The sequence below is a fragment of the Runella rosea genome (genome assembly GCF_003325355.1).
In the GTDB taxonomy this organism is placed as follows: Bacteria; Bacteroidota; Bacteroidia; order Cytophagales; family Spirosomataceae; genus Runella; species Runella rosea.
Genome location: NZ_CP030850.1, coordinates 1,826,071 through 1,851,074, shown reverse-complemented (window position 1 = coordinate 1,851,074; position 25,004 = coordinate 1,826,071). Strand labels below are relative to the sequence as shown.

Annotated in this window: 21 protein-coding genes; 5 read left to right on the top strand and 16 right to left on the bottom strand. The window is 46.5% G+C overall.

The features are described from left to right. Positions 1–109 precede the first annotated feature (109 nt). The 7 genes from DR864_RS07925 to DR864_RS07895 all read right to left on the bottom strand — a co-directional run bounded on the left by DR864_RS07925 (position 110) and on the right by DR864_RS07895 (position 10,817). Positions 110–1,318, bottom strand: coding sequence for a DegT/DnrJ/EryC1/StrS family aminotransferase (locus DR864_RS07925; protein WP_114066453.1), 1,209 nt, complete (start codon positions 1,316–1,318; stop codon positions 110–112). Positions 1,319–1,456: 138 nt separating this feature from the next. Beyond that, positions 1,457–3,082 (bottom strand): hypothetical protein, encoded by a 1,626-nt coding sequence (locus DR864_RS07920; protein WP_114066452.1) that lies wholly within the window; start codon positions 3,080–3,082, stop codon positions 1,457–1,459. 154 nt (positions 3,083–3,236) lie between these two features. Further along, positions 3,237–3,824: a peptidylprolyl isomerase gene (locus DR864_RS07915; RefSeq protein WP_114066451.1), complete on the bottom strand. Its 588-nt coding sequence runs from the start codon at positions 3,822–3,824 to the stop codon at positions 3,237–3,239. Between the two features lie 104 nt (positions 3,825–3,928). Then, the gene (locus DR864_RS07910) at positions 3,929–5,128 is read right to left on the bottom strand and encodes an efflux RND transporter periplasmic adaptor subunit (RefSeq protein WP_114066450.1); all 1,200 of its coding nucleotides are present in this window, start codon (positions 5,126–5,128) and stop codon (positions 3,929–3,931) included. 44 nt (positions 5,129–5,172) lie between these two features. Continuing rightward, entirely contained in the window at positions 5,173–9,486 is a 4,314-nt protein-coding gene (locus DR864_RS07905) for a CusA/CzcA family heavy metal efflux RND transporter (protein ID WP_114066449.1), read from the bottom strand. Between the two features lie 50 nt (positions 9,487–9,536). Beyond that, positions 9,537–10,253, bottom strand: coding sequence for a VIT1/CCC1 transporter family protein (locus DR864_RS07900; RefSeq protein ID WP_114066448.1), 717 nt, complete (start codon positions 10,251–10,253; stop codon positions 9,537–9,539). A 183-nt stretch (positions 10,254–10,436) separates the two neighbouring features. Further along, a complete protein-coding gene (locus DR864_RS07895) occupies positions 10,437–10,817 on the bottom strand; it encodes a hypothetical protein (protein ID WP_114066447.1) in 381 nt (126 codons plus the stop codon). A 306-nt stretch (positions 10,818–11,123) separates the two neighbouring features. Between DR864_RS07895 and DR864_RS07890 the strand changes: the two genes are divergently transcribed. Both DR864_RS07890 and feoB read left to right on the top strand, forming a co-directional pair. Then, complete coding sequence (locus DR864_RS07890) at positions 11,124–11,351, top strand: FeoA family protein (protein ID WP_114066446.1); 228 nt, start codon at positions 11,124–11,126, stop codon at positions 11,349–11,351. Positions 11,352–11,357: 6 nt separating this feature from the next. Further along, positions 11,358–13,487 (top strand): ferrous iron transport protein B, encoded by a 2,130-nt coding sequence (gene feoB, locus DR864_RS07885; RefSeq protein WP_114066445.1) that lies wholly within the window; start codon positions 11,358–11,360, stop codon positions 13,485–13,487. A gap of 53 nt (positions 13,488–13,540) precedes the next feature. Here feoB and DR864_RS07880 read toward each other — a convergent pair whose 3' ends face one another. Further along, positions 13,541–14,458: a histone deacetylase family protein gene (locus DR864_RS07880; RefSeq protein ID WP_114066444.1), complete on the bottom strand. Its 918-nt coding sequence runs from the start codon at positions 14,456–14,458 to the stop codon at positions 13,541–13,543. A gap of 70 nt (positions 14,459–14,528) precedes the next feature. On the opposite strand from DR864_RS07880, the gene DR864_RS07875 reads away from it, so the two are divergent. Then, positions 14,529–15,137: a DUF4136 domain-containing protein gene (locus DR864_RS07875; protein WP_114066443.1), complete on the top strand. Its 609-nt coding sequence runs from the start codon at positions 14,529–14,531 to the stop codon at positions 15,135–15,137. Positions 15,138–15,204: 67 nt separating this feature from the next. Beyond that, positions 15,205–15,873: an OmpW family outer membrane protein gene (locus DR864_RS07870; RefSeq protein WP_114066442.1), complete on the top strand. Its 669-nt coding sequence runs from the start codon at positions 15,205–15,207 to the stop codon at positions 15,871–15,873. Positions 15,874–15,960: 87 nt separating this feature from the next. Here DR864_RS07870 and DR864_RS07865 read toward each other — a convergent pair whose 3' ends face one another. From DR864_RS07865 to DR864_RS07855, 3 genes are read right to left on the bottom strand one after another with little or no spacing between them, the layout of a single operon-like run. Further along, on the bottom strand, positions 15,961–16,383 hold the full coding sequence (locus tag DR864_RS07865) for an OsmC family protein (protein ID WP_114066441.1): 423 nt from the start codon (positions 16,381–16,383) through the stop codon (positions 15,961–15,963). 39 nt (positions 16,384–16,422) lie between these two features. Further along, positions 16,423–16,788 (bottom strand): DUF3471 domain-containing protein, encoded by a 366-nt coding sequence (locus DR864_RS07860; protein WP_114066440.1) that lies wholly within the window; start codon positions 16,786–16,788, stop codon positions 16,423–16,425. A gap of 32 nt (positions 16,789–16,820) precedes the next feature. Further along, positions 16,821–17,264 carry a peptidylprolyl isomerase gene (locus DR864_RS07855; RefSeq protein ID WP_114066439.1) on the bottom strand — a complete coding sequence of 148 codons (444 nt, stop codon included), beginning with the start codon at positions 17,262–17,264 and terminating at the stop codon, positions 16,821–16,823. Between the two features lie 196 nt (positions 17,265–17,460). Between DR864_RS07855 and DR864_RS07850 the strand changes: the two genes are divergently transcribed. Further along, the gene (locus tag DR864_RS07850) at positions 17,461–18,693 is read left to right on the top strand and encodes an NAD(P)/FAD-dependent oxidoreductase (protein ID WP_114066438.1); all 1,233 of its coding nucleotides are present in this window, start codon (positions 17,461–17,463) and stop codon (positions 18,691–18,693) included. Between the two features lie 33 nt (positions 18,694–18,726). Here the strand turns inward: DR864_RS07850 and DR864_RS07845 are convergent, their stop codons facing one another. The 5 genes from DR864_RS07845 to DR864_RS07825 all read right to left on the bottom strand — a co-directional run bounded on the left by DR864_RS07845 (position 18,727) and on the right by DR864_RS07825 (position 24,977). Beyond that, entirely contained in the window at positions 18,727–19,692 is a 966-nt protein-coding gene (locus DR864_RS07845; protein WP_114066437.1) for an NAD(P)/FAD-dependent oxidoreductase, read from the bottom strand. Between the two features lie 175 nt (positions 19,693–19,867). Continuing rightward, complete coding sequence (locus DR864_RS07840) at positions 19,868–20,503, bottom strand: SGNH/GDSL hydrolase family protein (protein ID WP_162793639.1); 636 nt, start codon at positions 20,501–20,503, stop codon at positions 19,868–19,870. Positions 20,504–20,804: 301 nt separating this feature from the next. Further along, entirely contained in the window at positions 20,805–22,094 is a 1,290-nt protein-coding gene (locus DR864_RS07835; RefSeq protein ID WP_114066435.1) for an adenylosuccinate synthase, read from the bottom strand. A 3-nt stretch (positions 22,095–22,097) separates the two neighbouring features. Continuing rightward, entirely contained in the window at positions 22,098–22,598 is a 501-nt protein-coding gene (locus DR864_RS07830; RefSeq protein WP_114066434.1) for a Fur family transcriptional regulator, read from the bottom strand. A gap of 117 nt (positions 22,599–22,715) precedes the next feature. Continuing rightward, a complete protein-coding gene (locus tag DR864_RS07825) occupies positions 22,716–24,977 on the bottom strand; it encodes a RelA/SpoT family protein (RefSeq protein ID WP_114066433.1) in 2,262 nt (753 codons plus the stop codon). Between the last annotated feature and the right edge of the window lie 27 nt (positions 24,978–25,004).

Here is a 25,004-nt window from a genome sequence, read left to right as displayed (position 1 = left end):
CTTTTGACTTTTTATCGTCTTTCTGCAAAATGCTTTTCAATAAAAGCAATATCAAAATTAACAAACATAATTTTGATATTGCTTAGTTTCCTTTATGCAGGGTCGAAAATTAACACGTATACGCCACCATGGCCTTCCGAATGGCTGCTTCCAGCTTATTGGCCAATGTTTCTAACTCCGTCTGGGTCCAAGTAACCCGAATACCAAATGAAATCAATCGTCCGATTACTTCTTGTGATTTGGGTAGTTCTACATTGGCGTAGTCTTGCGGCGCGCCCAATACCTGCACGGCCAACTTGCCAGCAGTGCGCATTTCTTTGATGTGGTCCCACTGATTGATGAAATGGTACATATTGGTAAACCAATAGTTAAAACCACCTACACCCGCAGCATTGAGTTCATTGACCACGGATTGTGCCGAATCAGTGTCTGGCAACAAGAGATTTAAGAACGTAGCGGAGTCGCCGTCTGGATCAGGGATACGCGCAAAACTTACGCCCGGCACGTTGGCCAACCGGTTCATCAACCATTTTTTATGTTCATTGTTTTTCTCCACCATAAACGGCACCCGGCGCGTTTGGGCCAACCCAACGGCGGCGTGCAGTTCCGAAATGCGGTAGTTAAATCCAATAACGGGGTGCTGTTCCATGCCGCGATTGGAGCCGATGTGGTCGTGGCCGTGGTCAGAATAGGAGTCCGCTATTTTGTAGGCTTGCTCGTCGTTGGTGACAAAAACGCCACCTTCGCCCGCCGTGGCAATTTTAAAGAAATCGTAGGAGTACGCTCCAGCTTTGCCCCAAAGCCCCGTGAACGTACCTTTGTAACTCGCGCCCATGGCTTGTCCTGCGTCTTCGACCAACACCAGATTGTGCTCCTTGATGACCTCCATGATGGCGTCCATGTCGGCCATTTGTCCGCACATGTGTACAAGGCAAACTCCTTTGGTTTTTGGCGTAATGGCTTTGCGAATCCCTTCGGCTGAGAGACATAGGGTTTCGTCAACTTCGGCAAAAACAGGCAATGCACCAATCATCAAAGCCGCCTCAACGGTGGCGATGTAGGTAAACGGCGGAACAATGATTTCGTCACCGGCCCCGATGCCCGCGGCAACCATGGCGCATTGGGCCGCTGTGGAGCCGCTTGATACCGCGTGGGCATATTTGGCATTTACCACTTTACACACTTCCGCTTCCATCTCGCGGGCTTTCCAGATGTTGTTGCGTTGGGCTTCGTGGTTATAACGGAAAAAAATTCCGGTTTCTAACACATCATTGATTTCTTTGCGCTCTTCGGCGCCGTATAGTTCGGTTCCCGGCATGGTAGTTTACTGTTGATTCGTATTGATAGTGATTTCGCAAACTCAGACGCTCACGTTGCAAAACGATTAAATGCGTCAAGGCCACAAAGTTAATGATTTGTAACGTAGCGACGTAACATTTTGTGCCTTAGTCACCATCTACAAATGAAAGACGACATTGGACGCCAATGGAGGGTAGTTGACGGAAGTGTCGGTCATAAAGAGGAACGAGAGGGTGTATTTTTTATGCTCAAAATGTTTTTTGGGGAGTTTTATGTAAAATAGCGGGAAGCGAATCTTATTTCGGTCGTTGTTCAAGTCAATATTGACAATCATACTTTTTTCATTGTCAGGGTGCGTTAATTCATTGTGTGAACAGTCGAAAGGCGTATTGGCGGGATGAACAATGACAAATTGGTGTACAAATCCTTTCATGAACGTAATTTCAGACGCAGGGTTGAGGACTTTTCCCATTACAATCACGTGCTCTTTGGTATAAAATGCTTGGTCAATGCGCAGTTTGATGGCATGGATTGGAAAATGATTGAGGTTATCGTAGTAGGTTTTGTCACGGAGCGACCTTGGAAGTTGGTAGTGATAAAAATTGTTGGTAGTAAGTTTGTTTAATATATTGATCTCAAAGCAGTTATATCCAGAATTGTTCAGGTAATAATTCTCAATTTTTGAGGTTAACAATTCTTTACGCGCTTCTGCTCCGCGCACCATTGGAATAAAAAACTTTAGATTGGTTGCAATTGAAAAAAGCAAACTTATCCCAAAAGCGCACTTTTGAATTACCACCGAATACCCCGTAAGAAAATCCCGAACTAAAATGACACTGCAAGCCCCAAAAACCATTGAATAAATACGATAGCGCTCCGTAATAGCCGAGTCGATGCCGTATTCGTAACGCATGATGGTCGTCATTCCTGCCATCATTAAGCAATACATGACTCCTAAGAAAACGAAGGGATTTTGGAGGTAGTATTTTCGGTAAATCGCAATGCCCGATAATCCAATAAAAAACGCGCCTGTGGGTAATACCTTAAAACCAATACTACCCGTAAAGCCAATAAAAAAAAACGCCACTTGAGGAAGTTGGTAAAATAGCAACTCGGAAGAGGGGTGGCGATAAAGCGATTGGTAATTTTGGTAATAACCTCCTATAAGAGCGAAGCAACAAGGAAGCCAGATTCCGAGGAGAGTATACCGTTTTTGAAAAAAAAATACGACACTAATAATGGCCAAGAGGGCAAAACCTCCACTATTGGAGAAAATAGAAAGTGCCGTGCACAAAAAAGTAAAAAAAACGGCAACGGGTGTTTTTTTTAGTACAAAATGCAGAGATGCTAGCCCAAATACGACCGAAAACAGGTTGGAATTCTGCATCGGAATGAGGGTGTTGGAGGCGGTACAGATGATGATGAAGGCCACGGGGACAATCCACCATTTTTGTTCTCCGATATGTTGGTAAAACAACGCAACGATGAAAAGCAGGCTTAGGTTGCCCAGAATACTCCAAATCCTTAAATCTATCGAGCCCATGAGCTGGAATTGTAGCAACGCCAGAAAGCGAGAAACGGCAATGCGATGCTCGTTGTGCTGCCCGAAAATGATGCAAATTTTATCCCAAACCGAATCAGCTTCGTTGAGCTGATTAAACATATCCATGACGTAAATATCGTCACCAAATGGTATATTAAGGAGGTTTTTGTAAAGAACAAATGCAAGTAACAACACAGGTATAGCACAAAATACCAACCAAGGTTTCTTGGAAAAAGGCATGCTTGAAAAGTGCTTTTACGCTTTTAGAGTTTTTCGTTGATAATCAGATGTTACCAAATATAGAGAAAAATACCCAAAAGTATAACGTTAGTGGCCCAACTAGGATAGTGGGCTAAATGAATGAACTGAAAATAGAATTTAACTGATTGGTGTCCTATTCTAGCTTGCCAGTAAATCCTTTCTCTTTTAGTTCTTTGGCCGTTAGCTGAATGACGCTCACTTTGAGAGAGATGGGTGACAGCGGCGCGTCAAGTGAGTCGGTTTTGACCGCAGTGATGGCATCTACTACGTCCATGCCTTTAAAGACTTGACCAAAAACCGTGAATTTGTCGTCCAATCGAGCGAGGCCGTTTTTGTTTTGCACAATATAAAACTGGCAGCCCGCCGACAGCATTTCGGGGTTATTGTCGCGACCAGCTCCAACGGCACCGTATATATGACGTATTTCTTTCCGAAATTCGGGTTTCAACAAGTAAGGAGAGTCTGAAAATCCGGCGGGTGTATCGGGGCAACCGCCTTGCGCCACAAAGTTGTTGATGACGCGGTTGAATGTGAGGGTATCCCAATAATGTTGATTGGCGAGTTTGATAAAGCTTGCTTTATGGTTTGGGGTTTCGTCGTAAAGCTGGAAAAGTATCTCGCCTTTGGGGGTTTTGATTTGCCCTACGGCGTACGTTTTTTCTTTGTAAACGGAGCTTACAAGGACGATAGAAAGCGCGAGTAATGAGAGCGTTTTAAGCATAACAGGAAGGGTAGGAGATGAAGTTTTTTCAAAAATAAGCAAGAATCAGCAGAATTGAAAAAGTGGCCATTGGTTAAATGGCCACTGAGTATCTTATAAATTTTTTACTCTTCTTCTCCCAATCCCTTCGTCAACTCTGCCTGCACCGTTTGCGCACCCGTGATAACGATGGGAACAGAGGGCTTTTTTTGGAAAATGACTTCTACGAACCCATCTTGAGTTACGCCCGTTTTGACGTCGATGGGCTGGTAAACGCCTTGGGGTGTTTTGATAAAAACGTGGGCGGCTTCGCCCGTGCGTACCACCGCCGATTCAGGTAAGGTTTCTGCTTGACGTGGGGAGGCTTCCAGTTTGCCATGAATGTATTGGCCTGCCAACAGGCGTATGCCGTTAAGGTTGGCGTAGGCGTCCACCGTACGGCTCGTTGGGTCGAAGTTATTACCCAATCCCGTGATGGTTGCCGAGCCTTCCGTAAACACTACTTTTTGCCCTACTTTAAGTTGTGGAAGGTCTTTCTCAAACACTTTCAACACCAACCGAGCACCTGACTGATTCATAATTTCAAACAAGGATTCACCTGCTGAGATTGATTTCCCAATCGTGGCATGGGTCATTTTGACTACGCCCGCAATGGGTGAGCGTACGGCAATGCTGCGCACGATTTGGTTGATTTTTAGGTTTTTAGGGTCGATTCCAACAACCTGCAACTTGGCTTCCAATCCTTGTTTAGTAGCTTCGAGTACGCGGGCGTCAGATTCTGCCTGCTGAAGTTTGCGTTTGGCCCCAACATCTTCCTGCGTGAGGGTAGTTTGGCGTTGTCGTTCTTGCTCCGCAAAGGTTAACTGGCCAACTGTTTTCCAATAATCTTCCTGTAACTGAATGAGTTCTAGGCTTTCAATCGTGGCCAAATTGCTGCCTTTACCCACTTGACTTCCTGCCAATACGTTGATACTCCGTACGATGCCAGTGAGTGGGAAACTCACTGATGCGGTTTGTTGCGGTGGCGCTTCCACTACGCCGTTGAGGATAATGGCGTCATATACCATCCGCATTTCTGGGCTGCCGAGGGTAATTCCGAAGTTTTTTTCCTGCTCGGCCGTTAGTTTGAGTTCAGTGGGAGCGGTGGCAGTGGCTTCTTCGGTTTGGGCGGTTTCGGTTTTTGAACAGCTCAGCAGAAAAAGGTAAAACGCAAAAGGCAAAAGAAGGTGCTTTATCAAGCTGGTGGTTCGCCCCATGAAGGTATCTGTTTTACAGGGCGATAAAGCAGGCATTGAGGGATTTATGAGGAGATATGTGCGTTTCATTATGTTTGTTTTTTAATCTTAAACTTTCTATTTCGGCAATTGCATTACTCGATTCCTAGCCACTTTTCTAACTCAATGACCGTTTGGCTGAATTGAAGCTGTTGGTTGAGATAACTTTCACGGATTTGCCACGCCTGTCGGGTATTCTGGAAAAACTCAACGTACTCAATGTCGCCCAAACGAAATTGTTTATAGGTGGTTTTTAGGAGTAAATCTGCTTGTGGTAGTGCCGATTGCTCGTAGTAAAGAAGGGTGTTTTGAAGTTTAGTCAGGGTTTCTCGTAATATTTTTACATTGGCTTCGGTCTGAAACTGCACCGCTTTCAGTTGGTTTTCGGTGGCCTGTTCGCTAATTCGGGCGGCTTCGATGCGGGCTTTTTGGGGCTTAGTGTTGAGCGGAATTCCTAATCCCCCCGAAACGTAAGTAAAACCCAACCGTTTTTCAATGGATTGATTGGCCACTCCAACGCGCCAGTCGGGCTTGAGTTGGGCACGCTCTAAGTCCGTAAACGTGCGACTGAGTCGGTTTTCTTCCTCCGCCAAAGCCACATACCGATTGGTGCCATCCTGCATCGCCGAGGAGCGCTGCAAACTCACTAACGTATCTATTTGAATGGGCTCATTGGAATACAGCAACGCCTGTAAGCCCATGTAAGACGTTTGTATTTCCCGTAACAAAACCGTCTGACGGTTTTGCGTTTCGCGGCGATTGGTTTCCGACGCGACCAGTTCCAATTGCGTACTTTCGCCCGTTTTGTAGCGAATGGTAGCAGCTTCTACCGCTTTTTGATAGAGAGTGTCTTGCGCGCGGAGCAGTTGTTGGAGACGGTACAGATATAATAGCTGATAGTATTGCTGTTTTACGTTAAACACTAAGTCGTTACGCTGAATGTCTTGTTGTTTTTGGGTCACATTTACTTGTTGCGTCAGTACTTTTTCTCGACTACGATACACCCCGAACGGTTCAAAACTTTGCACCGCACTCAGTGTATAATCCAACGGACGGTTCTGAATTTGCCCTGCCAATAAATCGGCAGATAATTTAGGCAACGACCATGCCGATTTCACCAACGCTTGCTGAGACTGCACGTTGAATTGCGTGGTTTTGAGCGTTAGGTTTTGCTGCGTTGCCCGTTCGATGGCTTGGGTGAGAGTGAGAGGTTGTTGATTTTGGCCTGTTGCATTGGCTGCTATTATTAATAACAATACCAACGTCATTCCTCCTTTGGGTATGGATTTGCCATTCTCTTTCGTAAACAGCGCATACAGCACTGGCAGTACGACCAGCGTCAAAAGGGTTGCGGATAAAATTCCGCCAATGACTACTGTAGCCAAAGGGCGCTGCACTTCAGCCCCACCTGAGTTGGAAATAGCCATCGGAAGAAAACCCAACGATGCCACGGTAGCGGTGATGAGAACGGGACGAAAACGAACTTCTACCGTTCGCATGATGCGCTCTCTAAGGTTGGTAATTCCTTCTTTTTCAAGGTCATTGAGGTAGCTTATCAGCACGATTCCGTTCAAAACTGCCACCCCAAACAAGGCAATAAAACCTACCCCCGCCGAGATGCTGAACGGCATGTCGCGCAGCCAAAGAGCAATGATGCCACCGATGGCCGACATAGGAACCGCCGTAAAAATCAACAAGGATTCTTTGATGGAATGAAACGTGAAGTAGAGCAACGCGAAAATTAGGAACAGTGCCAAAGGCACCGCAAAACTTAGGCGGTCTTTGGCGCGTTGGAGGTTTTCAAAGGCCCCACCGTAGGTATAAAAATAGCCCGAAGGGAGCGTTGTTTTTTGTTCAAGCTGCGTTTGTACATCATTTACTACGGTCTCAATGTCACGGTTGAGGACGCCGATACCGATGGTGATGCGCCGGCGGGTCTCTTCGTGGGAAATTTGGGCGGGGGCTTTGCGAAAATCAATGAGGGCTACTTCGGCCAATGGCACAGTACCACCCGAAGGCAGTGGCACAAGCAACTGACGAACGTTTTCAATGTCCTGACGGTGAGCGGAGTCAAGTCGTACCACCAACTCAAATCGGCGCTCTTCTTCGTAGACGGTTCCGGTGGTTTCTCCAGCAAACCCTGAGCGAACCAAGCGGTTGAGGTCGGCGATATTGAGTCCGTATTGGGCTATTTTAGCGCGATTATAGGTAATGCTTATTTGCGGTAACCCCACAATTTGCTCTACCCGCACACTGGCTACGCCGTCCACTTTTTCAATGATTTTGGCGGCGGCATTGGCCCGTTCGTAAAGGATGTCCAAGTCATTACCAAACAGCTTGACCACCACGTCGGAGCGTACGCCCGTAATCATTTCATTGAAACGCATCTGGATCGGTTGCGTCATTTCTACGCTGGTGCCAGGGAGTTCTTCGGCCAAAACAGCGGCCATTTTCTCCGACATTTCTTCGCGGTTTTTGGCGTTCTTCCATTCCGAAATGTCTTTCATGTTTATCATCTGGTCCACCATCTCGATGGGCATCGGGTCGGTGGGAATTTCGGACGCCCCCACGCGGCCCACAATTTGCTGGATTTCGGGAAAATGCTTTTTTAGAATTTGGTGTGCTTTGTTGGCGGAATTGATGGTTTCGGTCAATGAAGTTCCCGAAGCCGTTCGAAAATCAATGGCCAAATCACCTTCGTCAAGGGTAGGTACAAACTCGCCGCCTAATTGTGAGAAAATATAAAGTGAAACTCCAAAAAGGGCAACGGTGATGCCAACGGTCGCTTTTTTCCAGTTCAAAGCCCAGTGAATCATGGGTTCATACCCGCGATAGAGCCACTTCAGAAAGCGCTCCGAAAAAGTCCAATGTTTGTTTAGATTTTTGCCCATGACCAACGATGACATCATCGGTACGTAGGTCAATGACAGCACGAATGCCCCAAAAATGGCAAAACCCACCGTGAGTGCCATGGGCTTAAACATTTTGCCCTCAATGCCCACCAACGATAAAATCGGCAGGTATACCATCAAAATGATGATTTCGCCAAAAGCGGCCGACGTACGGATGCGCTTGGCGGTTTCGTACACCATGTTGTCGCGCTCGGCAGGGTCGTCGACGTTGTTTCGTTTGTTTTCTTCGTACCATACCTGAAATCGGTGGACGATGGCCTCCACAATAATCACGGCTCCGTCCACAATCACCCCAAAGTCAATGGCTCCGAGCGACATGAGATTGGCCGAAATATCAAACGTGTTCATCATGCCAATCGTAAACAGCATCGCGAGCGGAATCACCGATGCCGCTACCAAACCTGCGCGTAGACTCCCCATGAGCATGACCAACACGACGACGACGATAAGGCCACCGAGGAGGAGATTTTCGGTAACGGTTGAAATGGTTTTGTTAATTAATTTAGTCCGTTCAATAAACGGCACGATTTCGATGCCTTCGGGCAGGGTCTTCTGAATACGGGCTACCCGTTCTTTTACGGCGTTTACGGTGTTGGCAGAGTTGGCTCCTTTGAGCATCAGTACGATACCCCCCACGGCTTCCCCCTCGCCGTTACGGACCAGTGCCCCGAAGCGGTTGGCGTGTCCGAAGCCGACGCCTGCCACGTCTTTGACCAAAACAGGGATACCGTTCACATTCTTAACCACAATCTGCTCAATATCAGAAAGGCTTTTGACGACGCCTTCGCCCCGGATAAATTGCGCTTGGCCCACGCGCTCAATGTAACTGCCGCCCGTGTTGGCGTTGTTGCTTTGGAGCGCCGTAAATAACTCAGGAAGCGTGACATTGTGGCTGCGCAGGCGCTCGGGGTTTACACTTACTTCATATTGTTTGACAAACCCTCCAAAACTGCTTATTTCAATTACACCCTCAATACCAACCAATTGCCGTTTGACTATCCAGTCCTGAATGGTGCGAAGTTCAGTTAAATCATACTTGTCGTGAAAGCCCTCTTTGGTGGCGAGTGTGTACTGGTAAATTTCCCCAAGCCCTGTCGTCAGTGGTGCAATCATCGGTTTACCGAATTCCGTTGGAATATCGGCTTCCACCATTTTGAGTTGTTCGGATACCCATTGTTTGCCCCTGACAATGTCCATTTCATCTTTGAACACGACCGTGACCACCGATAGGCCCAGTTTGGAAACGGAACGAATTTCGGTGACGTCTGGAATATTGGCCAATGAAAGCTCAATAGGAGTAGTGACAAACTGTTCTACTTCCTGCGCGGCGAGGGTAGGAGTAAGGGTCAGGATTTGAACTTGGTTGGTGGTAATGTCGGGAACGGCATCGACGGGCAAACGCGACAGCGAATAGCCGCCCCAAATCACCAATGCCAGCACGGCCAACCCGATGATAAGTTTGTTTTTGATACTGTAATGAATCAGTGAATCAATCATGGTACGTTTTTAAGTTGTTTTTGAGAAGTCAGGGTTGGTGGTTTTTAAGTTTAATCAAACAATTTTGCCACTCCGAAAGCGGCGGCGGCAGCTACTGCGCCGATGAGGGTTACTTTCAACGCGCCTAGCCAAGGCGCTTGGCCAGTGGCTCTGCTTTTGAAATACCCAAATACAAACAAACAAAGCAGGGTCATTGCTGCCGACCATGCTAAGCCTTCGGTAGGTGTACTCGTTATAAAATAGGGTAGTAAAGGAACAAATCCGCCCATTGCGTACGAAATACCGATGGTGAGTGCGCTTTTACGGGCCTGATTTGGGTCGGGTTTTTGTAGCCCTAGTTCATATTTCATCATAAACTCCACCCATTTGTCTTTATCTTTGGCAATGTCTTCCACCACCTGATTCTGTAGGGGTTCGCTTATGCCCATGTCGGCAAATATTTCCTTGATTTCCGCTTTTTCGCGCTCTGGTAAATGGTCTACTTCCCAATATTCGCGCTTGAACTCAGCATCGTAATGTTCTACTTCTGTTTGTCCAGCCAGAAAACCGCCCAATCCCATTGCGATAGACCCCGCCACGATTTCGGCGATTCCAGCGGTGATAACCAGCGCGTTGCTGTCAACGGCGCCGCTTAATCCCGCCGCTAGGGCAAAAGGGACGGTTAGGCCGTCCGACATACCTATGACAATGTCGGTAATGAAAGCCGAACTGCTCAAGTGTTCTTCTTTGTGAAGAATAGAGCCTTCATGATGGCGAATGGTATCCATGAGGAGTAATGCTTAAAATTTGATGTGATAGAGTTTGCCTGAATGATTAAGAAGTAGGAGCTTACACTTTGGCCAGAGTTCGTCAAAAAATTCAGAAATAGCGGTATGTGAAATAGAAAAGGACTAAGTCGGCTGCGCAAACGCACCCGAAAAGAGCCAATGCTCCCATGAAGGAAAATAAAACTACGCTCGGGGTGGACAAATCAACGCCTTGAAGGAGAGAAAGGCGTACGAATTAAGCCATTGAAAGTTGGCTTTTTTGGGAAAAACAGGAAGACTGTAGTGCTCAAGGGCAATCGTAGCCGACGGCAGGATACAAAGACCCGCTACACCGTTGAAATCAACACTCGGCAGGTGGTGTTTGGTTTGCTTGGTATGTTTTGAATCGGCAGAATAATGCATCATCATAAACTGCCAAAAACTCAATGGTTGGGGCGATTCTTGCTTATGTTCTTCAAAGTGGGCCCATACTTCTGGCGAGCGCAGCAGGTCAGCCGCCGCCCGGGGGAGGAGACTTTGTGCCAGCACTACAAACGCCAAACTGTATGCCACCAAAACTTTCATTGGAAAATGTTGTTAATCAACAAAAATAGGTTTATCCGTTGAAGAATCGACTCGTCGTGTTCATTTTGTTGGGAATTTAGAATTAGTATAGATATTATTATCTGTAAAGTGTTGATTTGTAATAAATTATATTTTTTGTTTTGGAAGGATGACGCTTGTCATTTGATATTCTTGCAATAGAGATGTTATTTTGCAGTTGTTTATTTAAACTCAATCTAAATAAATTCGTTATTAACCATTATTTAGTTCTTTCATTGATTTGAACGACGAAAAGATAAAAAACGAATAACGGACGGAGAATACAGAATGAAAACCATTGCTGATTTAAAAATAGGAGAACGCGCTTTTGTAAAGGCATTTCGCCAAGTGGATTTATCGTTGAAATTGCTGGAAATGGGCTGCCTGCCTGGTTCTGAAGTAATGTTGGATTTTATAGCTCCCTTTGGCGATCCCCTCGGCATCCAGGTCAATGGCTACTGCCTTGCCCTGCGCAAAGACGAAGCAGCAACGGTTTTGGTTGAAGATAGCATTTAATACACTTTGAAAAAGACACCCACCATAGCCCTTATCGGCAATCCCAATAGCGGCAAATCTTCCTTATTTAATCAACTCACCGGCCTGCGCCAAAAGGTGGGAAACTTTCCAAGCGTAACGATTGAGAAAAAATCGGGGACATGGTTGTTGGACTCCAAAACCGAGTCTATCGTCATTGATTTGCCTGGTTTGTACAGCCTTTACCCAAAGTCGCTGGATGAACGGGTGGTGATTGATATTTTGGCCAATCCCGCTCATGAAAACTATCCCGATGTGGTGGTGATGGTAGCCGATGCTTCCAATCTTAAGCGCAATTTATTGCTTTTTACGCAGGTGGCGGATTTGGGTCTGCCCGTGGTGTTGGCGTTGAATATGCTTGACGTAGCACGCGATAAGCACCTTCAGGTCAATGCGGTAAAACTGGCCATGAAACTTGGCGTACCCGTGGTGCGTATCAATGCCCGAGTGGGCGAAGGCTTGGATAATTTGAAGCAGGCCATCGTGCAAACCCTCGAAAGACCAGTAATCACGACGCTGAATCAAAAATACTTTTTTAATCCTGCAGATCAATTCCCAGAATTAATCAACGACGTTAAGCGTACCAATCAACTTTCCAATAATTATCTGGCATTGCACTACGTGCAGCAGCACGATATTTTTTCGTTTTTAAACACGGAAAAAAGAGTTGCTTTTGATCAACTCATTGAGAAGTATGACTTCAAAGAAAGTGGGTTTCAGGCCGCCGAAACCATGCATCGCTACGCGGTGATTGATGGTTTGGTCAAGGATTCGGTCAAAGCGGCGGATGATTTTTTAGTAAAACCGCTGTGGACCAAGCGACTAGATGCCATTTTGCTGCATCCTTTTTGGGGGTATGCGGTGTTTTTGATGGTGTTGCTCACTATTTTTCAGGCCGTTTTTACGCTCGCCACCTACCCGATGGATATGATTGATGCGGGTGTGTCAGCGCTGAATGATTGGTTAAAACAACAGTTACCGTCGGGAGCTTTAACAGATTTATTGACCGATGGACTCATTGCGGGTATTGGCGGCGTGGTGATTTTTATTCCTCAAATTGCCTTTCTCTTTTTTCTGGTGGCTTTGTTGGAAGAATCTGGCTACATGGCGCGGGTGATGGTCATCATGGATAAACTGATGCGTAAATTCGGTTTAAATGGTAAAAGTGTGGTGCCACTGATTTCGGGCGTAGCCTGTGCAGTACCCGCCATTATGTCGGCCCGGAGCATCGGAAACCGTAAGGAGCGTTTGCTTACCATTCTGGTAACTCCATTGATGAGTTGCTCGGCGCGTTTGCCCATTTTTACCATTTTGATTGCTTTGGTAGTTCCCGCAACGCCTGTTTTGGGCTTTTTTACCTTGCAGGGATTGACGCTGATGGGGCTTTATCTGCTGGGTCTGGTGAGTGCGCTGCTTTCGGCTTGGGTCATCAAAGGAATGGTAAAAAATACCGAGCGCGGTTACTTTGTGATGGAAATGCCGACCTACAAGACTCCAAGGTGGTATCACGTGGGCTTGTCGGTGTGGGACAGCGTCAAATCTTTTGTGACCGAAGCAGGAAAAATCATCGTGGCAATTTCGATTATTTTGTGGGTGTTGGCGTCGTACGGCCCCGGAGATACGATTGCGCGGGCGGAAGAAACGGTCCAGAAATCTAATCCTGCGCTGGAAGGTGCCACGCTCGACAATGCCGTTGCGGCTTATAAATTAGAACATTCTTACGCTGGGCATTTCGGTAAATTCATTGAACCAGTCATCGCCCCTTTGGGCTATGATTGGAAGATTGGCATTGCCTTGTTGGCGTCATTTGCGGCCCGTGAGGTATTTGTCGGAACGATGAGTACTATTTACAGCATTGGTAGCGCCGCCGATGACGACAATGGCACCATTAAAGCCCGGATGCGTGCCGAAATCAATCCCAAAACGGGTGAGCCAATGTACACGCCTGCGTTGGCGTTTTCGCTCTTGATTTTCTACGTATTTGCCATGATGTGTATGAGTACCATCGCGGTCGTTTACCGCGAAACCCACGGCTGGAAATGGCCCCTGATTCAATTGGCTTACATGACGGCCCTGGCGTATGGTTTGGCTTTTGTGACGTATCAGTTGCTGAAATAATTATTTATGCGTCCGACGGTTCAAAACCGTCGGACGCATAACGGAAAATTGCATCAGAAATACATTTTCTGCGCACTCCGAAACGTGTTGCAGTGTGCTTCTACAATGTCGGCAATGCGTGGGGAATACCCACCACCCATCGACACCACCACGGGAACTTGGTGCGTTTGGCATTGTTCAAACACAAATTCATCGCGTTGGCGACAACCGGCAATACTTACTTTAAGTTTCCCCAATTTATCCGTCCCCAAAATGTCAACGCCTGAAATGTAAAAGGCAAAATCGGGTTTTTGTTGTTCAAAAAGAGAAGGTAACGTTTGGGTAAGAAGTCCTAAATATTCATCGTCTTGGGTGCCCGTTGGCAGGGCAATATCTAAGTCAGAAATTTCTTTGTGCAAAGGATAATTGTCTTTGCCGTGCATCGAAAAAGTAAACACGCGTGGGTCATTCTGAAAAATAACGGCCGTGCCGTTTCCTTGATGTACGTCTAAGTCAATGACCAGTATCTTGGTCGCTAATTTGTTTTCTAACAGATAGTTAGCGGCAATGGCAACGTCATTCAAGAGGCAAAACCCTTCTCCACGGTCGGGATAAGCATGGTGTGTTCCACCAGCTACGTTCATCGAAACGCCATATTTTAAGGCATGGTGCGTACATTCAATCGTGCCTTGGGCAATGCAGGTTTCGCGCTCAATGAGCCGCGCCGACAACGGAAAACCGATGCGTCTGACCATTTTTTCAGAAATCCGTAACTGCTTCAAATCTTCCCAATACTGGCGGGTATGTACGCCCAAAATCCAACGATCATCTAATGTGCCGGGCGAAAAGAAATTTTCATTTGAGCAAGTTCCTTCGTAGAGGAGTTGCTCAGGAATGAGTTCATATTTGAGCATTGGAAAACGGTGTGGTTCGCCGTTGGGGCCTGTTGGTAACGGATGACAGTAAATAGGGTCGTTGGCAATATAGAGCATGAAAGGATGAAATGATTTGGGGGATATTTTCGTTAATAACAGACACACATTTAATCAATTTCGTAAAACAATGAAAGTTAAGTATTTGAACATCATGATGGGGCTTGCGGTCGCGGCAATGAGCTGGTCGTGTAGCCCAGATGCCCTACAGGACCTAACGCCAGAGGATTCACAAGTGTTTATAACAAACTACGAGAAAAACACCAATTTCGGAAATTATAGCACTTTCAGCTTGGCGGATAGTGTATTTGTGGTTCAAAATGACCGCTCGGGAGTAGCCACGACGGCGTTGGATTTTCGCGTTTTGAGCCGCGTGGCCGAAAATATGACCAAGCGAGGCTATGCTCGGGTAGCCAAGACTGCCAAGCCTGATTTTGGTGTAAACGTGCTGCGCATCAGCGAAACCCAAACGGGTGTGGTGGCCAATTTTAATCCTTGGAATAGCTACTGGGGTTTTGGCGGTGGTGGTTTTTATTATCCGCCTACGTATTCGTATTATCAAACAACTGAAAGGTATTGGTACGTTGAAATCATCGACCTTAAGAATGCTGGTACGAGCGACAAAGCAACGGTGGTCTGGAATGCGCAGATACGAGGCGATGGAATTTTTGATGAAAATACCGTTGCATCGGTCATTGATGCCGTTTTTACGCAATCAACTTACCTTAAAAAGAATTAAAAATTCAGCAATGGAAGGGTTTTCGGACAAGTAAACCTCATACGTTGCTCGTTAAATAATACAAAATATGAAAAGAGTCATTTGTTTGGCCATTACACTTGTCTTTGCGGGAGAGCTCTTTGCGCAGCAAGTGGTTGACCGGCCCGAATTGTTTAAACGTCAGTCGCCCTACGAGCGCTACACTACTTACCGGGTGTCAGTAACGGGTGGATTGGGGCTGCCTACGGGTACATTTGGTAATTACATGGACAACTCAACGCTGCGTAATTATAACGTTGCAGTTGACTTTGTTTTTCCTAAAACAAATTTATCGGCGGGGCTTTCGGTAGGTTCGCAATACTTCCAAAATCGTATTGGGAGGCAGGTTTATAGCTCTGATAATCAAGATGTTTCGGCGGTTCAAACGCGTACTTTTTCGGCAATACCTTTGGTCGTGACGGGAAGTTATCACATTGGGAATGTAAATGCCCGCGTGCGTCCTTATGTGCAGGTAGGTCTTGGAGGAGCGTTTGCCGAATTGATCAATTATTGGGGAAATATTCCGACGGGAGATAATGGCTTTCGATTCGTGGCCCAAGCGGGCGCAGGAGTGCGTGTGCTGTTTAAAAAACAGGGGAAATTGGGCATAGAAGCGGGAGCTACGTACCAACACTTGCCTTTTGAGTCTGTCGCCGAAGGAATCAAAGATGCCTCCACCCTTAACGCCCGCGTAGGGTTGTTTTATCGTTGGTGGTAGAATCAGTTTACCGTAGGCAGCTCACAGTTTACAGTAGGCAGTAATATTTTATCTATTGCCTACTGCCAACTGAGAACTGCTTACTTTTTATGCTTCAATCGTAATCTCGTGCGAAATTTCGGCCAACGGTTCAAACTGTGCCGTTGCGGAGCAGTATTTCTCCATTGAGAGTTTTACGGCGCGCTCTACTTTGGCGCGGTCGAGGTTTCCTTTGAAGAAATAATGAATGGTTATTTTGCGGAACGGCGAGCGCTCGGTATCGTCTTCTTTGATTCGGTCACCTTCTACCGAAATCCGAAAATCCAATATGTCTTGACGCTGTTTTTTTAAGACCAGCACGACGTCTATGGCCGTACAACTACCAAGTCCCATCAGCAATAATTCCATCGGGCGTACACCCATGTTTTTGCCGCCAATGTTTGGAGAAGCATCGGTGTGTACTTTTTGGTCCGATGAACCCGTGGCCTCAAAATGAAAGCCGTCGTCTACGCGTACTAATTCTACTTTCATGATTTTTGAAAAGTTAACCGTTATCTTTTGGACAAGACGCTATTGTTTGTCCGCCAACATTTCTGTGTCCTGAATCAGGAGCGAAAGCCCGACTACTTTTTTGGTTTCAGGATTACGTTTGAACGTGATGATGGAGCCGTACTGGCTGGTGGATTTGAACGTATCTGGTTTGTCTTGTTTCAGCAGCTTGTTGGCCCCGTTTTCGTCGGCTTCTCCAAACAACGCGCCCTCTTTGAGGGTGATTTTATAGGCACTGAAATACCCGTTGTCTTTCATTTTGTACGTTCCCACGTAGTCAGACAATGAATCGACAGTGCTTGTTGAAAGCGCCACCGGGGAAGAATTGGTCAAGGACATCAACAAGACGCTGATTCCCAGAAAACAAATTGGAATCCACTTTTTCATCTTAGTATGTTGGTTAAGGGTAAAGACGAAGCCTAAGCTTCGTCTTCGATGATGTTGATTTTGGTAATTTTATCTCCCTGACGGATGGCATCGATTACGTCCAAACCGTCCGTTACTTTGCCAAAACACGTGTGATTACGGTCAAGGTGAGCGGTGTTGGTACGGCTATGGCAGATAAAAAACTGTGAGCCACCCGTGTTGCGACCAGCGTGGGCCATCGAAAGAACACCACGGTCGTGGTACTGATTGTTGCCCGTCAATTCACATTTGATAGTGTATCCTGGACCGCCACGGCCAGTTCCTTGTGGACAACCTCCCTGAATCATAAAGTTAGGAATGACGCGGTGGAAAGTAAGGCCATCGTAAAATCCACTTTTTGATAATTTGATAAAATTGGCAACGGCAATAGGGGCATCCTGATCGTAAAAGTCGATCAACATTGTCCCTTTTTCGGTAATCATTTCAGCTTTAGGCATTTGTGTACGTATTAACGGTTATTTTTCGCCGGAGCGAGTGGTTTTATTTAATTTGGGATACAAAGGTACGCAAACAGTTTTAGATTGAATTTGTTGATACCATAGATTTTAAGGGGCGGAGGGGTCGTTAAAAACAAAAAAAACGTTGGTTTGAACGAGGCTTCCGCTTTAATTTGTGCAAAACTCATTTACAATCATGGCCAATCACGAAGTCATTATTATCGGAGCGGGTATCGCAGGTTTGTCTTGCGCCAATTATTTATCCCATTTTGGCATTGCCCCCTTGGTATTGGAGGCCGCCGAGGCGGTTGGCGGACGGGTGCGAACCGATAAAGTCGATGGCTACCTGTTGGACCGGGGCTTCCAGATATTATTGACGGCGTATCCGGAGGCACAACGACTGTTGAACTACAACGCATTGGCGTTAAAATCGTTCCGTTCGGGTGCTTTGATTCGCAAAGACAATGATTTTTCGGTCATCAGTGACCCGTTCAAAGAACCTACTCAAGTGTTCAAAACCCTGTTTTCATCAGTTGGGACGCTGGTTGATAAGCTCAAGGTTCTTCAATTGTCAAATAATGTAAGCAAAGAATCTACTGACGCTTTTTTTCATGAACATGCCACCGATACGCTCACTTATTTGCGCAATTATGGCTGGAGCGATGAGATGATTGCCGATTTTTTTAAACCCTTTTTCGGGGGCGTATTTCTGGAAAATGAACTGGAAACCTCCAGTAATTTCTTTCGTTTTATTTTCAAGCAATTTTACACTGGCGACGCCGTCATTCCTGCGGGAGGAATGCAGGCCATTCCTGAGCAAATGGCGGCTAAATTACCGCCTCATACCCTGCGATTGAACACCAAAGTAGAAAAAATTGAAGGTAGCAAAGTTTATCTTTCGGATGGTAAAACGCTGACTGCTAAAAATATAGTGGTGGCCACCGATGCCCGACAAGCTGATGTGCTGTTGGGGAGGAGCCTAAAACGAGAATATAACGTAACGACCTGCACCTATTTCGCTGCCGAGCGCTCGCCGTTGAATGAAAAGATGCTGGCGCTCAATCCTAATCGACTGTCTGTGGTGCACAACGTGTGTGTGCCCAGCGATATTGCTCCCTCGTATGCGCCCGAAGGCAAAGCGTTGGTGTCAGTAAGTACGCAAGGATTAGAATGGTTTGACGAGAAAAAACTAACCGACCGCATCGTACACGAGCTTACGGGTTGGTTTGGCGAAGAAGTAAAAACGTGGAAGCACCTTCGTACGTATCATATCCCTGAATCGTTGGTCAAATACCCCGCCAATGCACCTGCCACTAATTTAAAAATCAGCGAGCATTTGTACGAATGCGGCGATCATACTTCTTATCCGTCGTTGAATGCCGCTATGGCTACGGGCAGAGCAGTAGCCGATATGATAGCGGGAATATGAGGTCCGAAATTTAGATTTTTAGGGTGTTTATATCTAAAATTTAAGCAAAAAGTTGGCCATTTGCCGCCCTGATTGAAAGGCTCCTTCTACATTTCCCTGTCCGAATCCGTCTCCACCCATCAATAGCGAAAACGGGGTATTGCAGACGTAATAGGGTTGAGGATAAGATTTTTCGGCTAAACTGTACCGCCAGCGATGCACCTGAAACGATTCAATCTGCGCTTTGGGAATCCACTCACTGAGCGAATCAAGGAGCAATTCACCCGTTGCGGTAAGGTCTTCTTCTAAGTGCTGCTTGCTAAAGGCGGCGCTTGCATGAACGGTGATGGAAGTAGTTTCTGAAATCCCTTTTTGAAAATTATCGGCCACCCACGCCACGGGGCCTTGGCCAAATTTGAGGATGCCTGGCGTTGGAATAAGGCTATTCCCATTCAAAAGTACCATTACCGCAATGCAGGGAGCATATTCTATGCTCTCAAAAACACTAGACTCCGCCGCTGAAAGCAGATAACTGTCGTTTAAAAGTACCAAGGCTTGCGGAGCAGGGATGGTGATGATGAGCGTGTCGGCCTCATAGGCTTGTCCTGATTCCGTCAGAACAATACAACCGTTTTCATCCCCTGAAATGTGTATTGCGCGCTGGCCAGTTTGCACATTGAGTGGTTGCGCCATGTATTTGGCAATGCTGCTCATGCCCTCCACTCCCACAAAACGCGGATGATGAAAAGAAATATCACTAAGTTCTGTATCCTGCAAGGCCCATTCTTGGACAACACCTACTTCGGTTAGCACTGAAATAAATTGCTGAAACTCGGTGGTACGAGCCGTAAAATACTGGGCACCGTGGTCAGCGCGGGCATTGGCCAAACGGCGGGTCGCCATGCGCCCACCTACACCACGCCCTTTGTCGAGTACCGTGACGTTCCAGCCGTTTTGTTGAAGTGTACGCGCGGCAGTCAGCCCCGTCATTCCCGCACCAATAATTATACAAGAAGGCATTTTTTTATGAAAAGTTGATTTATGATGCACCTGCTTTGGCTGGTGTGTCTAATAAACTTATCAGTGAGAAATAAGTTTTGAAAAAGAGTAATAGGATGTTGAGAGAATCAATTGCTGAAAAATAAGCGGCCCTGTAAAGAATTGATTTTTCTCGTAGTGGGCTACTTTCCATCAATCACTTTTCCATTGCTTTCAAGGCTGCCTGTTTCAAGGTGTCCAAGTTCTTTTTTGATATTTCAGTCCAAGGTGATTTTTCAGCCGTGAGGAAATCAAAATTGCTTTTTTTGATTAATGTCCCGTAAACCGTAAAAGCTGCCAGCACACTTCCCGTCATGCTCGGATGGAAATTGTCATTCCCATAAAGTGGCAAGCTGGGTGTTGACTGCCAGGCGTATTTCCACGCCAAGCCCGCAGGACAGAGCAGCGATTGGGTTTGTTTGGCCGCTTGGGTGTAGGAGTAAATGACGTTGTCTAAATCTAAAAAACGGGTCGAAGAGGGCCAAACCATATAAATCGCCATTGATGTATTGTTTTTTTTGCAAACTTCTGCCAGCCGTCGGGCATATTCCAACAATAAAACCTGAGATTCGGGCAAGGCGGAAGGGCCTTGCTGGGCAACGACAAAATCATAACGACCCGTTTCGATTTCCTTTTGCACTTTTCCTTCTTTCCAGTGGTCTTCCAAGGAGTAGTTGGGAAAGCTAAGCATTGTGTACTCAATGCTGACGCTATCGTATTTACCTATTTCCTGGACCAATTGCGGCAAATCGTTGGTATACGTAAGGCTGTTTCCTACAAATAGGATTTTCAATGCCGATTTTTTGGAAGCAATTTCATTTGCGTTCGTACAGCCACTGAAAAAGATAAAAAGAACTATAAGGCTACGTAATATCATTGGTCAAAAAAGTACGAGTGTTGGCGCATTTGATGATGTAAAATACGAATTTTCAGGTTATTACAAAAACATCCGAAACTTAGCATTATCGACAATTAAATGTCTGCCTGTGCTTTAACGACATCAAGCCACCGGCGTATCGGGTGGTGAGGTTGCAATAAAAAAGGTGCGAACCGAAGTCCGCACCTGATAATAATATTGAAAAATAGCTCTAGGATTAAGCTATTTGTGCTTCGCGGTGAATGATGGCTTCGCGGTCGGGGCCCGTTGAAATAAAGCTGATGGGCAAGTTGAGTTCTGCTTCCAAAAATTCAATGTACGCGGCCAACTCGGCAGGAACTTCGTCGTATGTATGAAGATTTTCGAGCGACTGCGCCCAGCCTTTCATGGTTTTGTAGACGGGCGTAGCCTCATTGGTACACAAGTCGTACGGGAAACGGTCGGTGAGGGTGCCGTCGGCCAATTGGTAGTGCGTGCAGATGTTGATTTCTTCAAAAATATTCAAAACATCTACTTTCATCATCACCAATTGCGTCACACCATTAATCATGATAGCGTATTTAAGCGCTGGCAGGTCTAACCAACCACAACGACGCGGACGACCCGTGGTCGAACCAAATTCACGGCCTTCCTGACGCATCCGCTCGCCCACTTCGTTCAATAATTCGGTAGGGAAAGGGCCGCTGCCTACGCGGGTGCAATAGGCTTTGAAAATTCCGAATACTTCACCAATGCGACGCGGCGACAACCCTAGACCCGTGCAGGCACCGGCGGTCGTGGTATTGGAGCTCGTTACGAAAGGATACGAACCAAAGTCAATGTCTAGCAAAGAGCCTTGGGCACCTTCGGCCAATACCGTTTGCCCCGCATCAATCGCTTCATTGACGAGGTATTCGCTATCCACAAAATTATAGTCTTTCAAAAACTCCGTTGCTTCAAAGAAGGTTGCTTCGGCATCGGCGAGCGTTGAAGAATAATCGTAGTTATAAAAATCAAGGATAACCTTGTGTTGGTCAACCAAACGATTGTATTGCTCTTTAAAATCAGGCGAAACAAGGTCGCCCATGCGTAATCCCTGACGGGCTACTTTGTCCTGATAGGCAGGTCCGATACCACGCAAGGTAGAGCCGATTTTGGAATCACCTTTCGACTTCTCATAAGCGGCATCCAACAAACGGTGGGTCGGTACAATGACCGAAGCTTTCTTGGAAATAAAGAGATTTTGCTTGAGCGGGAGGTTGTATTTTGCGAGTCCGTCGATTTCTTTTTTCAAAACAATCGGGTCAAGAACCAAGCCATTGCCGATGATGTTTTTGATTTCAGGACGAAAAATTCCCGAAGGTATTTGGTGCAGTACGTGTTTGAAACCATCAAATTCGAGGGTATGGCCCGCATTCGGGCCGCCCTGAAAACGTGCTACTACTTGGTATTGGGGCGCCAAAACGTCCACAATCTTTCCTTTCCCTTCGTCGCCCCATTGGAGGCCCAGTAATACGTCAACTTTCATAAGTTATTCTATTTCAATTCTTTGGGGTCTTTCGTTTATTTTATTTTTATTTTCGCAGTTTACGCGCTGGCAGTTGCCGTAGAAGATGAGCGAGTGGTGCAATACATTGAATTTGAGCAAATCACCGACCATGTTTTGGATATTCTGAACGCGCGGGTCGCAAAACTCCATCACGTGGTGGCAATCCATGCAAATAATGTGGTCGTGCTGACGGTAGCCGTAGGCTTTTTCGTACTGCGCTAGGTTTTTGCCAAATTGGTGTTTGGTTACTAAATCACAATCAACCAGTACATCAAGCGTGTTATAGACGGTGGCGCGGCTCACCCGATATTTTTTATTCTTCATTGATATATACAGCTCATCTACGTCGAAGTGGTCTTCGCGGCTATATATCTCCTCCAATATCGCAAAACGTTCGGGCGTTTTGCGCAGACCTTTACGTTCCAAATAAGCCGTCAGGATGCGTTTGGCCGCTTCTAAATTTTCGTGTTTGGCTTGGGGCATTTTTTTCTTGGTTGACAGGTTAAGGTTAAAAGTCACTGGCGCGTACTCACTGCAATTAATAATTGACGCGTAGGCACCCGTGCGATTAACAATTAACGGGGGCAAAAGTACGAATTTTCAATCAAAACGTGCGACTTTAAATACACCTTCCACTTTTTCCAGTTTTTGTAGAAGCTGTTCTAAGTGGCGGGTATCGTACACGTACAACTTAATGATGGCCTCAAAAATACCCTCGTCCGTTTCGACCGCAATGGATCTGATATTGATGTGGAGTTCGTTGGAAATGATTCGGGTCAGGTCATTGACCAAGCCCACGCGGTCGGTTCCTTCGATGCGGAGTCCCGCCAAAAACGCCAATTTCTGTTGTGAAGTCCACTTAGCTTTGATGACGCGGTTGCCGTGATTGGAGAGTAATTCGGGCGCGTTGGGGCAGGTGGTACGGTGAATTTTAATGCCTTCATTGACGGTCACGAACCCAAATACATCGTCGCCGGGGATAGGATTACAGCATTTGGCCAAGATGTAGTCGATCTTATCCATATCTTCCCCAATCAGCAGCGCGTCGGCGTCGGCACGTTCACCATGCATCTTTTTGAGCTCTTTGGTGAACTGCTTGCCATCTTGCATTGTATCGGTGTTGATTTTAGCCAACACATTCAATTTTGCTTCTTTTTCGTGCTTGAATTTCTTGATTTCGTCGGCATTGATGTAGCCTTTTCCGAAACGATAATACAGGTCGTTGGGCGTTTTGCAGTTGAAATACGCCCGAAGCTGATTGATCAATTCGTTGGTTACTTCTAAGTGCAGAATCTTGCACTTGCGTTCAATGATGCTGCGCCCATCCGTAAGATACTGCTTGTTTTCTTCTTTAATAAGCTCTTTAATCCGCGCTTTAGCCTTCGAAGTCACGACAAATTTTAGCCAGTCTTCACTAGGTTTCTGTCGTTTGGCCGTAATGATTTCCACTTGGTCGCCGTTGTTGAGCGACTGGCTGATGGGCACGAGCGAGTTGTTGACTTTGGCCGCAATGCAGCGAGCGCCCACTTCAGAGTGAATATCAAAGGCAAAATCTAGGGCCGTAGCGCCGCGCTGCAATACGCGCAGTTCGCCTTTTGGCGTAAACACAAATACTTCTTCGGCAAACAGATTGCTCCTGAAATCATCCAAAAATTCCAGCGCGGCGGCTTTGCTGTCTTTGGTAGCTTCGAGCATTTCGCGCACCTGATTGATCCACTGGTCGATACCCTGACTGGTTTTGGTGTCGTTTCCTTTGTATTTCCAGTGGGCTGCTACGCCTTTTTCGGCAATTTCGTCCATGCGTTTGGAGCGAATCTGCACTTCTACCCATTGGGCTTTGTCGGTGCCTTCGGGGCGGTACATCACTGTAATGTGGAGCGATTCGTAGCCGTTGGCGCGGGGAGTGGCCAGCCAGTCTTTCAGGCGGTCGATGTTTGGGGTATAGTGGTCCGTGACAATCGAATACGCGTGCCAACAGTCAGATTTTTCTTCTTTGGGGTCGTCTTTGGAATTCATGATGACGCGCACCGCAAACAAATCGTAGATTTCCTCAAAGGGCTTTTTCTGTTTCCGCATTTTATTCCAGATGGAATAAATGGATTTTGGACGCCCTTTGATGGCAAAATCATATCCCTGCTCCCGGAGGTCGTCCTCAATCGGTTCGATAAATTTGGCAATAAAACGATCGCGGGAGGCGCGGGTAGCTCTCAACTTGCTCCTTATTTCTTCAAAACCTTCGGGCTCTGTATATTTAAGGTACAGGTCTTCGAGTTCGGTCTTGATTGAATGTAATCCTAAACGGTGGGCGAGGGGCGCATAGATAAAGATGGTCTCAGATGCAATCTTCAATTGCTTGTCGCGCGCCATGCTGTCGAGCGTGCGCATATTGTGCAGGCGGTCGGCGAGCTTAATCATGATGACACGAATGTCGTCCGAGAGTGTCAACAGCATTTTCCGAAAGTTTTCGGCTTGCTGCGACGTTCCAAACTCAAATTGGCCCGAAATTTTGGTGAGTCCATCAATGATTTGCGCTACCTTTTTCCCAAACTGGCGCTCAATGTCCTGAAGGGTATAGTCGGTGTCTTCGACAACGTCGTGCAAAAGGGCGCAGATAATAGAGGTAGTTCCCAAGCCGATTTCTTCAACGCAAATCTGAGCAACCGCAATGGGATGATAAATGTAAGGCTCGCCAGATTTCCGGCGCATGTCTTTGTGGGCTTCAACGGAAAGGTTAAACGCTTTTTTGATGAGTTTGGCGTCGTTGTCTTTCAAAAAGGGCTTGGCGGCACGTAGAAGTCTGCGGTATCGTTTCAGAATCTCCAGACGCTCAAGATCCAAATCAATTTCTACTTCGATGGGCATGTTTATGGATGGGTCGGTGGACCGAAT

Bases quoted from the DNA above. Each gene is read 5' to 3' on its own strand.
- DR864_RS07925 (WP_114066453.1), bottom strand. From the start codon at position 1,318: ATGCCGGGAACCGAACTATACGGCGCCGAAGAGCGCAAAGAAATCAAT.
- DR864_RS07920 (WP_114066452.1), bottom strand. From the start codon at position 3,082: ATGCCTTTTTCCAAGAAACCTTGGTTGGTATTTTGTGCTATACCTGTG.
- DR864_RS07915 (WP_114066451.1), bottom strand. From the start codon at position 3,824: ATGCTTAAAACGCTCTCATTACTCGCGCTTTCTATCGTCCTTGTAAGC.
- DR864_RS07910 (WP_114066450.1), bottom strand. From the start codon at position 5,128: ATGAAACGCACATATCTCCTCATAAATCCCTCAATGCCTGCTTTATCG.
- DR864_RS07905 (WP_114066449.1), bottom strand. From the start codon at position 9,486: ATGATTGATTCACTGATTCATTACAGTATCAAAAACAAACTTATCATC.
- DR864_RS07900 (WP_114066448.1), bottom strand. From the start codon at position 10,253: ATGGATACCATTCGCCATCATGAAGGCTCTATTCTTCACAAAGAAGAA.
- DR864_RS07895 (WP_114066447.1), bottom strand. From the start codon at position 10,817: ATGAAAGTTTTGGTGGCATACAGTTTGGCGTTTGTAGTGCTGGCACAA.
- DR864_RS07890 (WP_114066446.1), top strand. From the start codon at position 11,124: ATGAAAACCATTGCTGATTTAAAAATAGGAGAACGCGCTTTTGTAAAG.
- DR864_RS07880 (WP_114066444.1), bottom strand. From the start codon at position 14,458: ATGCTCTATATTGCCAACGACCCTATTTACTGTCATCCGTTACCAACA.
- DR864_RS07875 (WP_114066443.1), top strand. From the start codon at position 14,529: ATGAAAGTTAAGTATTTGAACATCATGATGGGGCTTGCGGTCGCGGCA.
- DR864_RS07870 (WP_114066442.1), top strand. From the start codon at position 15,205: ATGAAAAGAGTCATTTGTTTGGCCATTACACTTGTCTTTGCGGGAGAG.
- DR864_RS07865 (WP_114066441.1), bottom strand. From the start codon at position 16,383: ATGAAAGTAGAATTAGTACGCGTAGACGACGGCTTTCATTTTGAGGCC.
- DR864_RS07860 (WP_114066440.1), bottom strand. From the start codon at position 16,788: ATGAAAAAGTGGATTCCAATTTGTTTTCTGGGAATCAGCGTCTTGTTG.
- DR864_RS07855 (WP_114066439.1), bottom strand. From the start codon at position 17,264: ATGCCTAAAGCTGAAATGATTACCGAAAAAGGGACAATGTTGATCGAC.
- DR864_RS07850 (WP_114066438.1), top strand. From the start codon at position 17,461: ATGGCCAATCACGAAGTCATTATTATCGGAGCGGGTATCGCAGGTTTG.
- DR864_RS07845 (WP_114066437.1), bottom strand. From the start codon at position 19,692: ATGCCTTCTTGTATAATTATTGGTGCGGGAATGACGGGGCTGACTGCC.
- DR864_RS07835 (WP_114066435.1), bottom strand. From the start codon at position 22,094: ATGAAAGTTGACGTATTACTGGGCCTCCAATGGGGCGACGAAGGGAAA.
- DR864_RS07830 (WP_114066434.1), bottom strand. From the start codon at position 22,598: ATGCCCCAAGCCAAACACGAAAATTTAGAAGCGGCCAAACGCATCCTG.
- DR864_RS07825 (WP_114066433.1), bottom strand. From the start codon at position 24,977: ATGCCCATCGAAGTAGAAATTGATTTGGATCTTGAGCGTCTGGAGATT.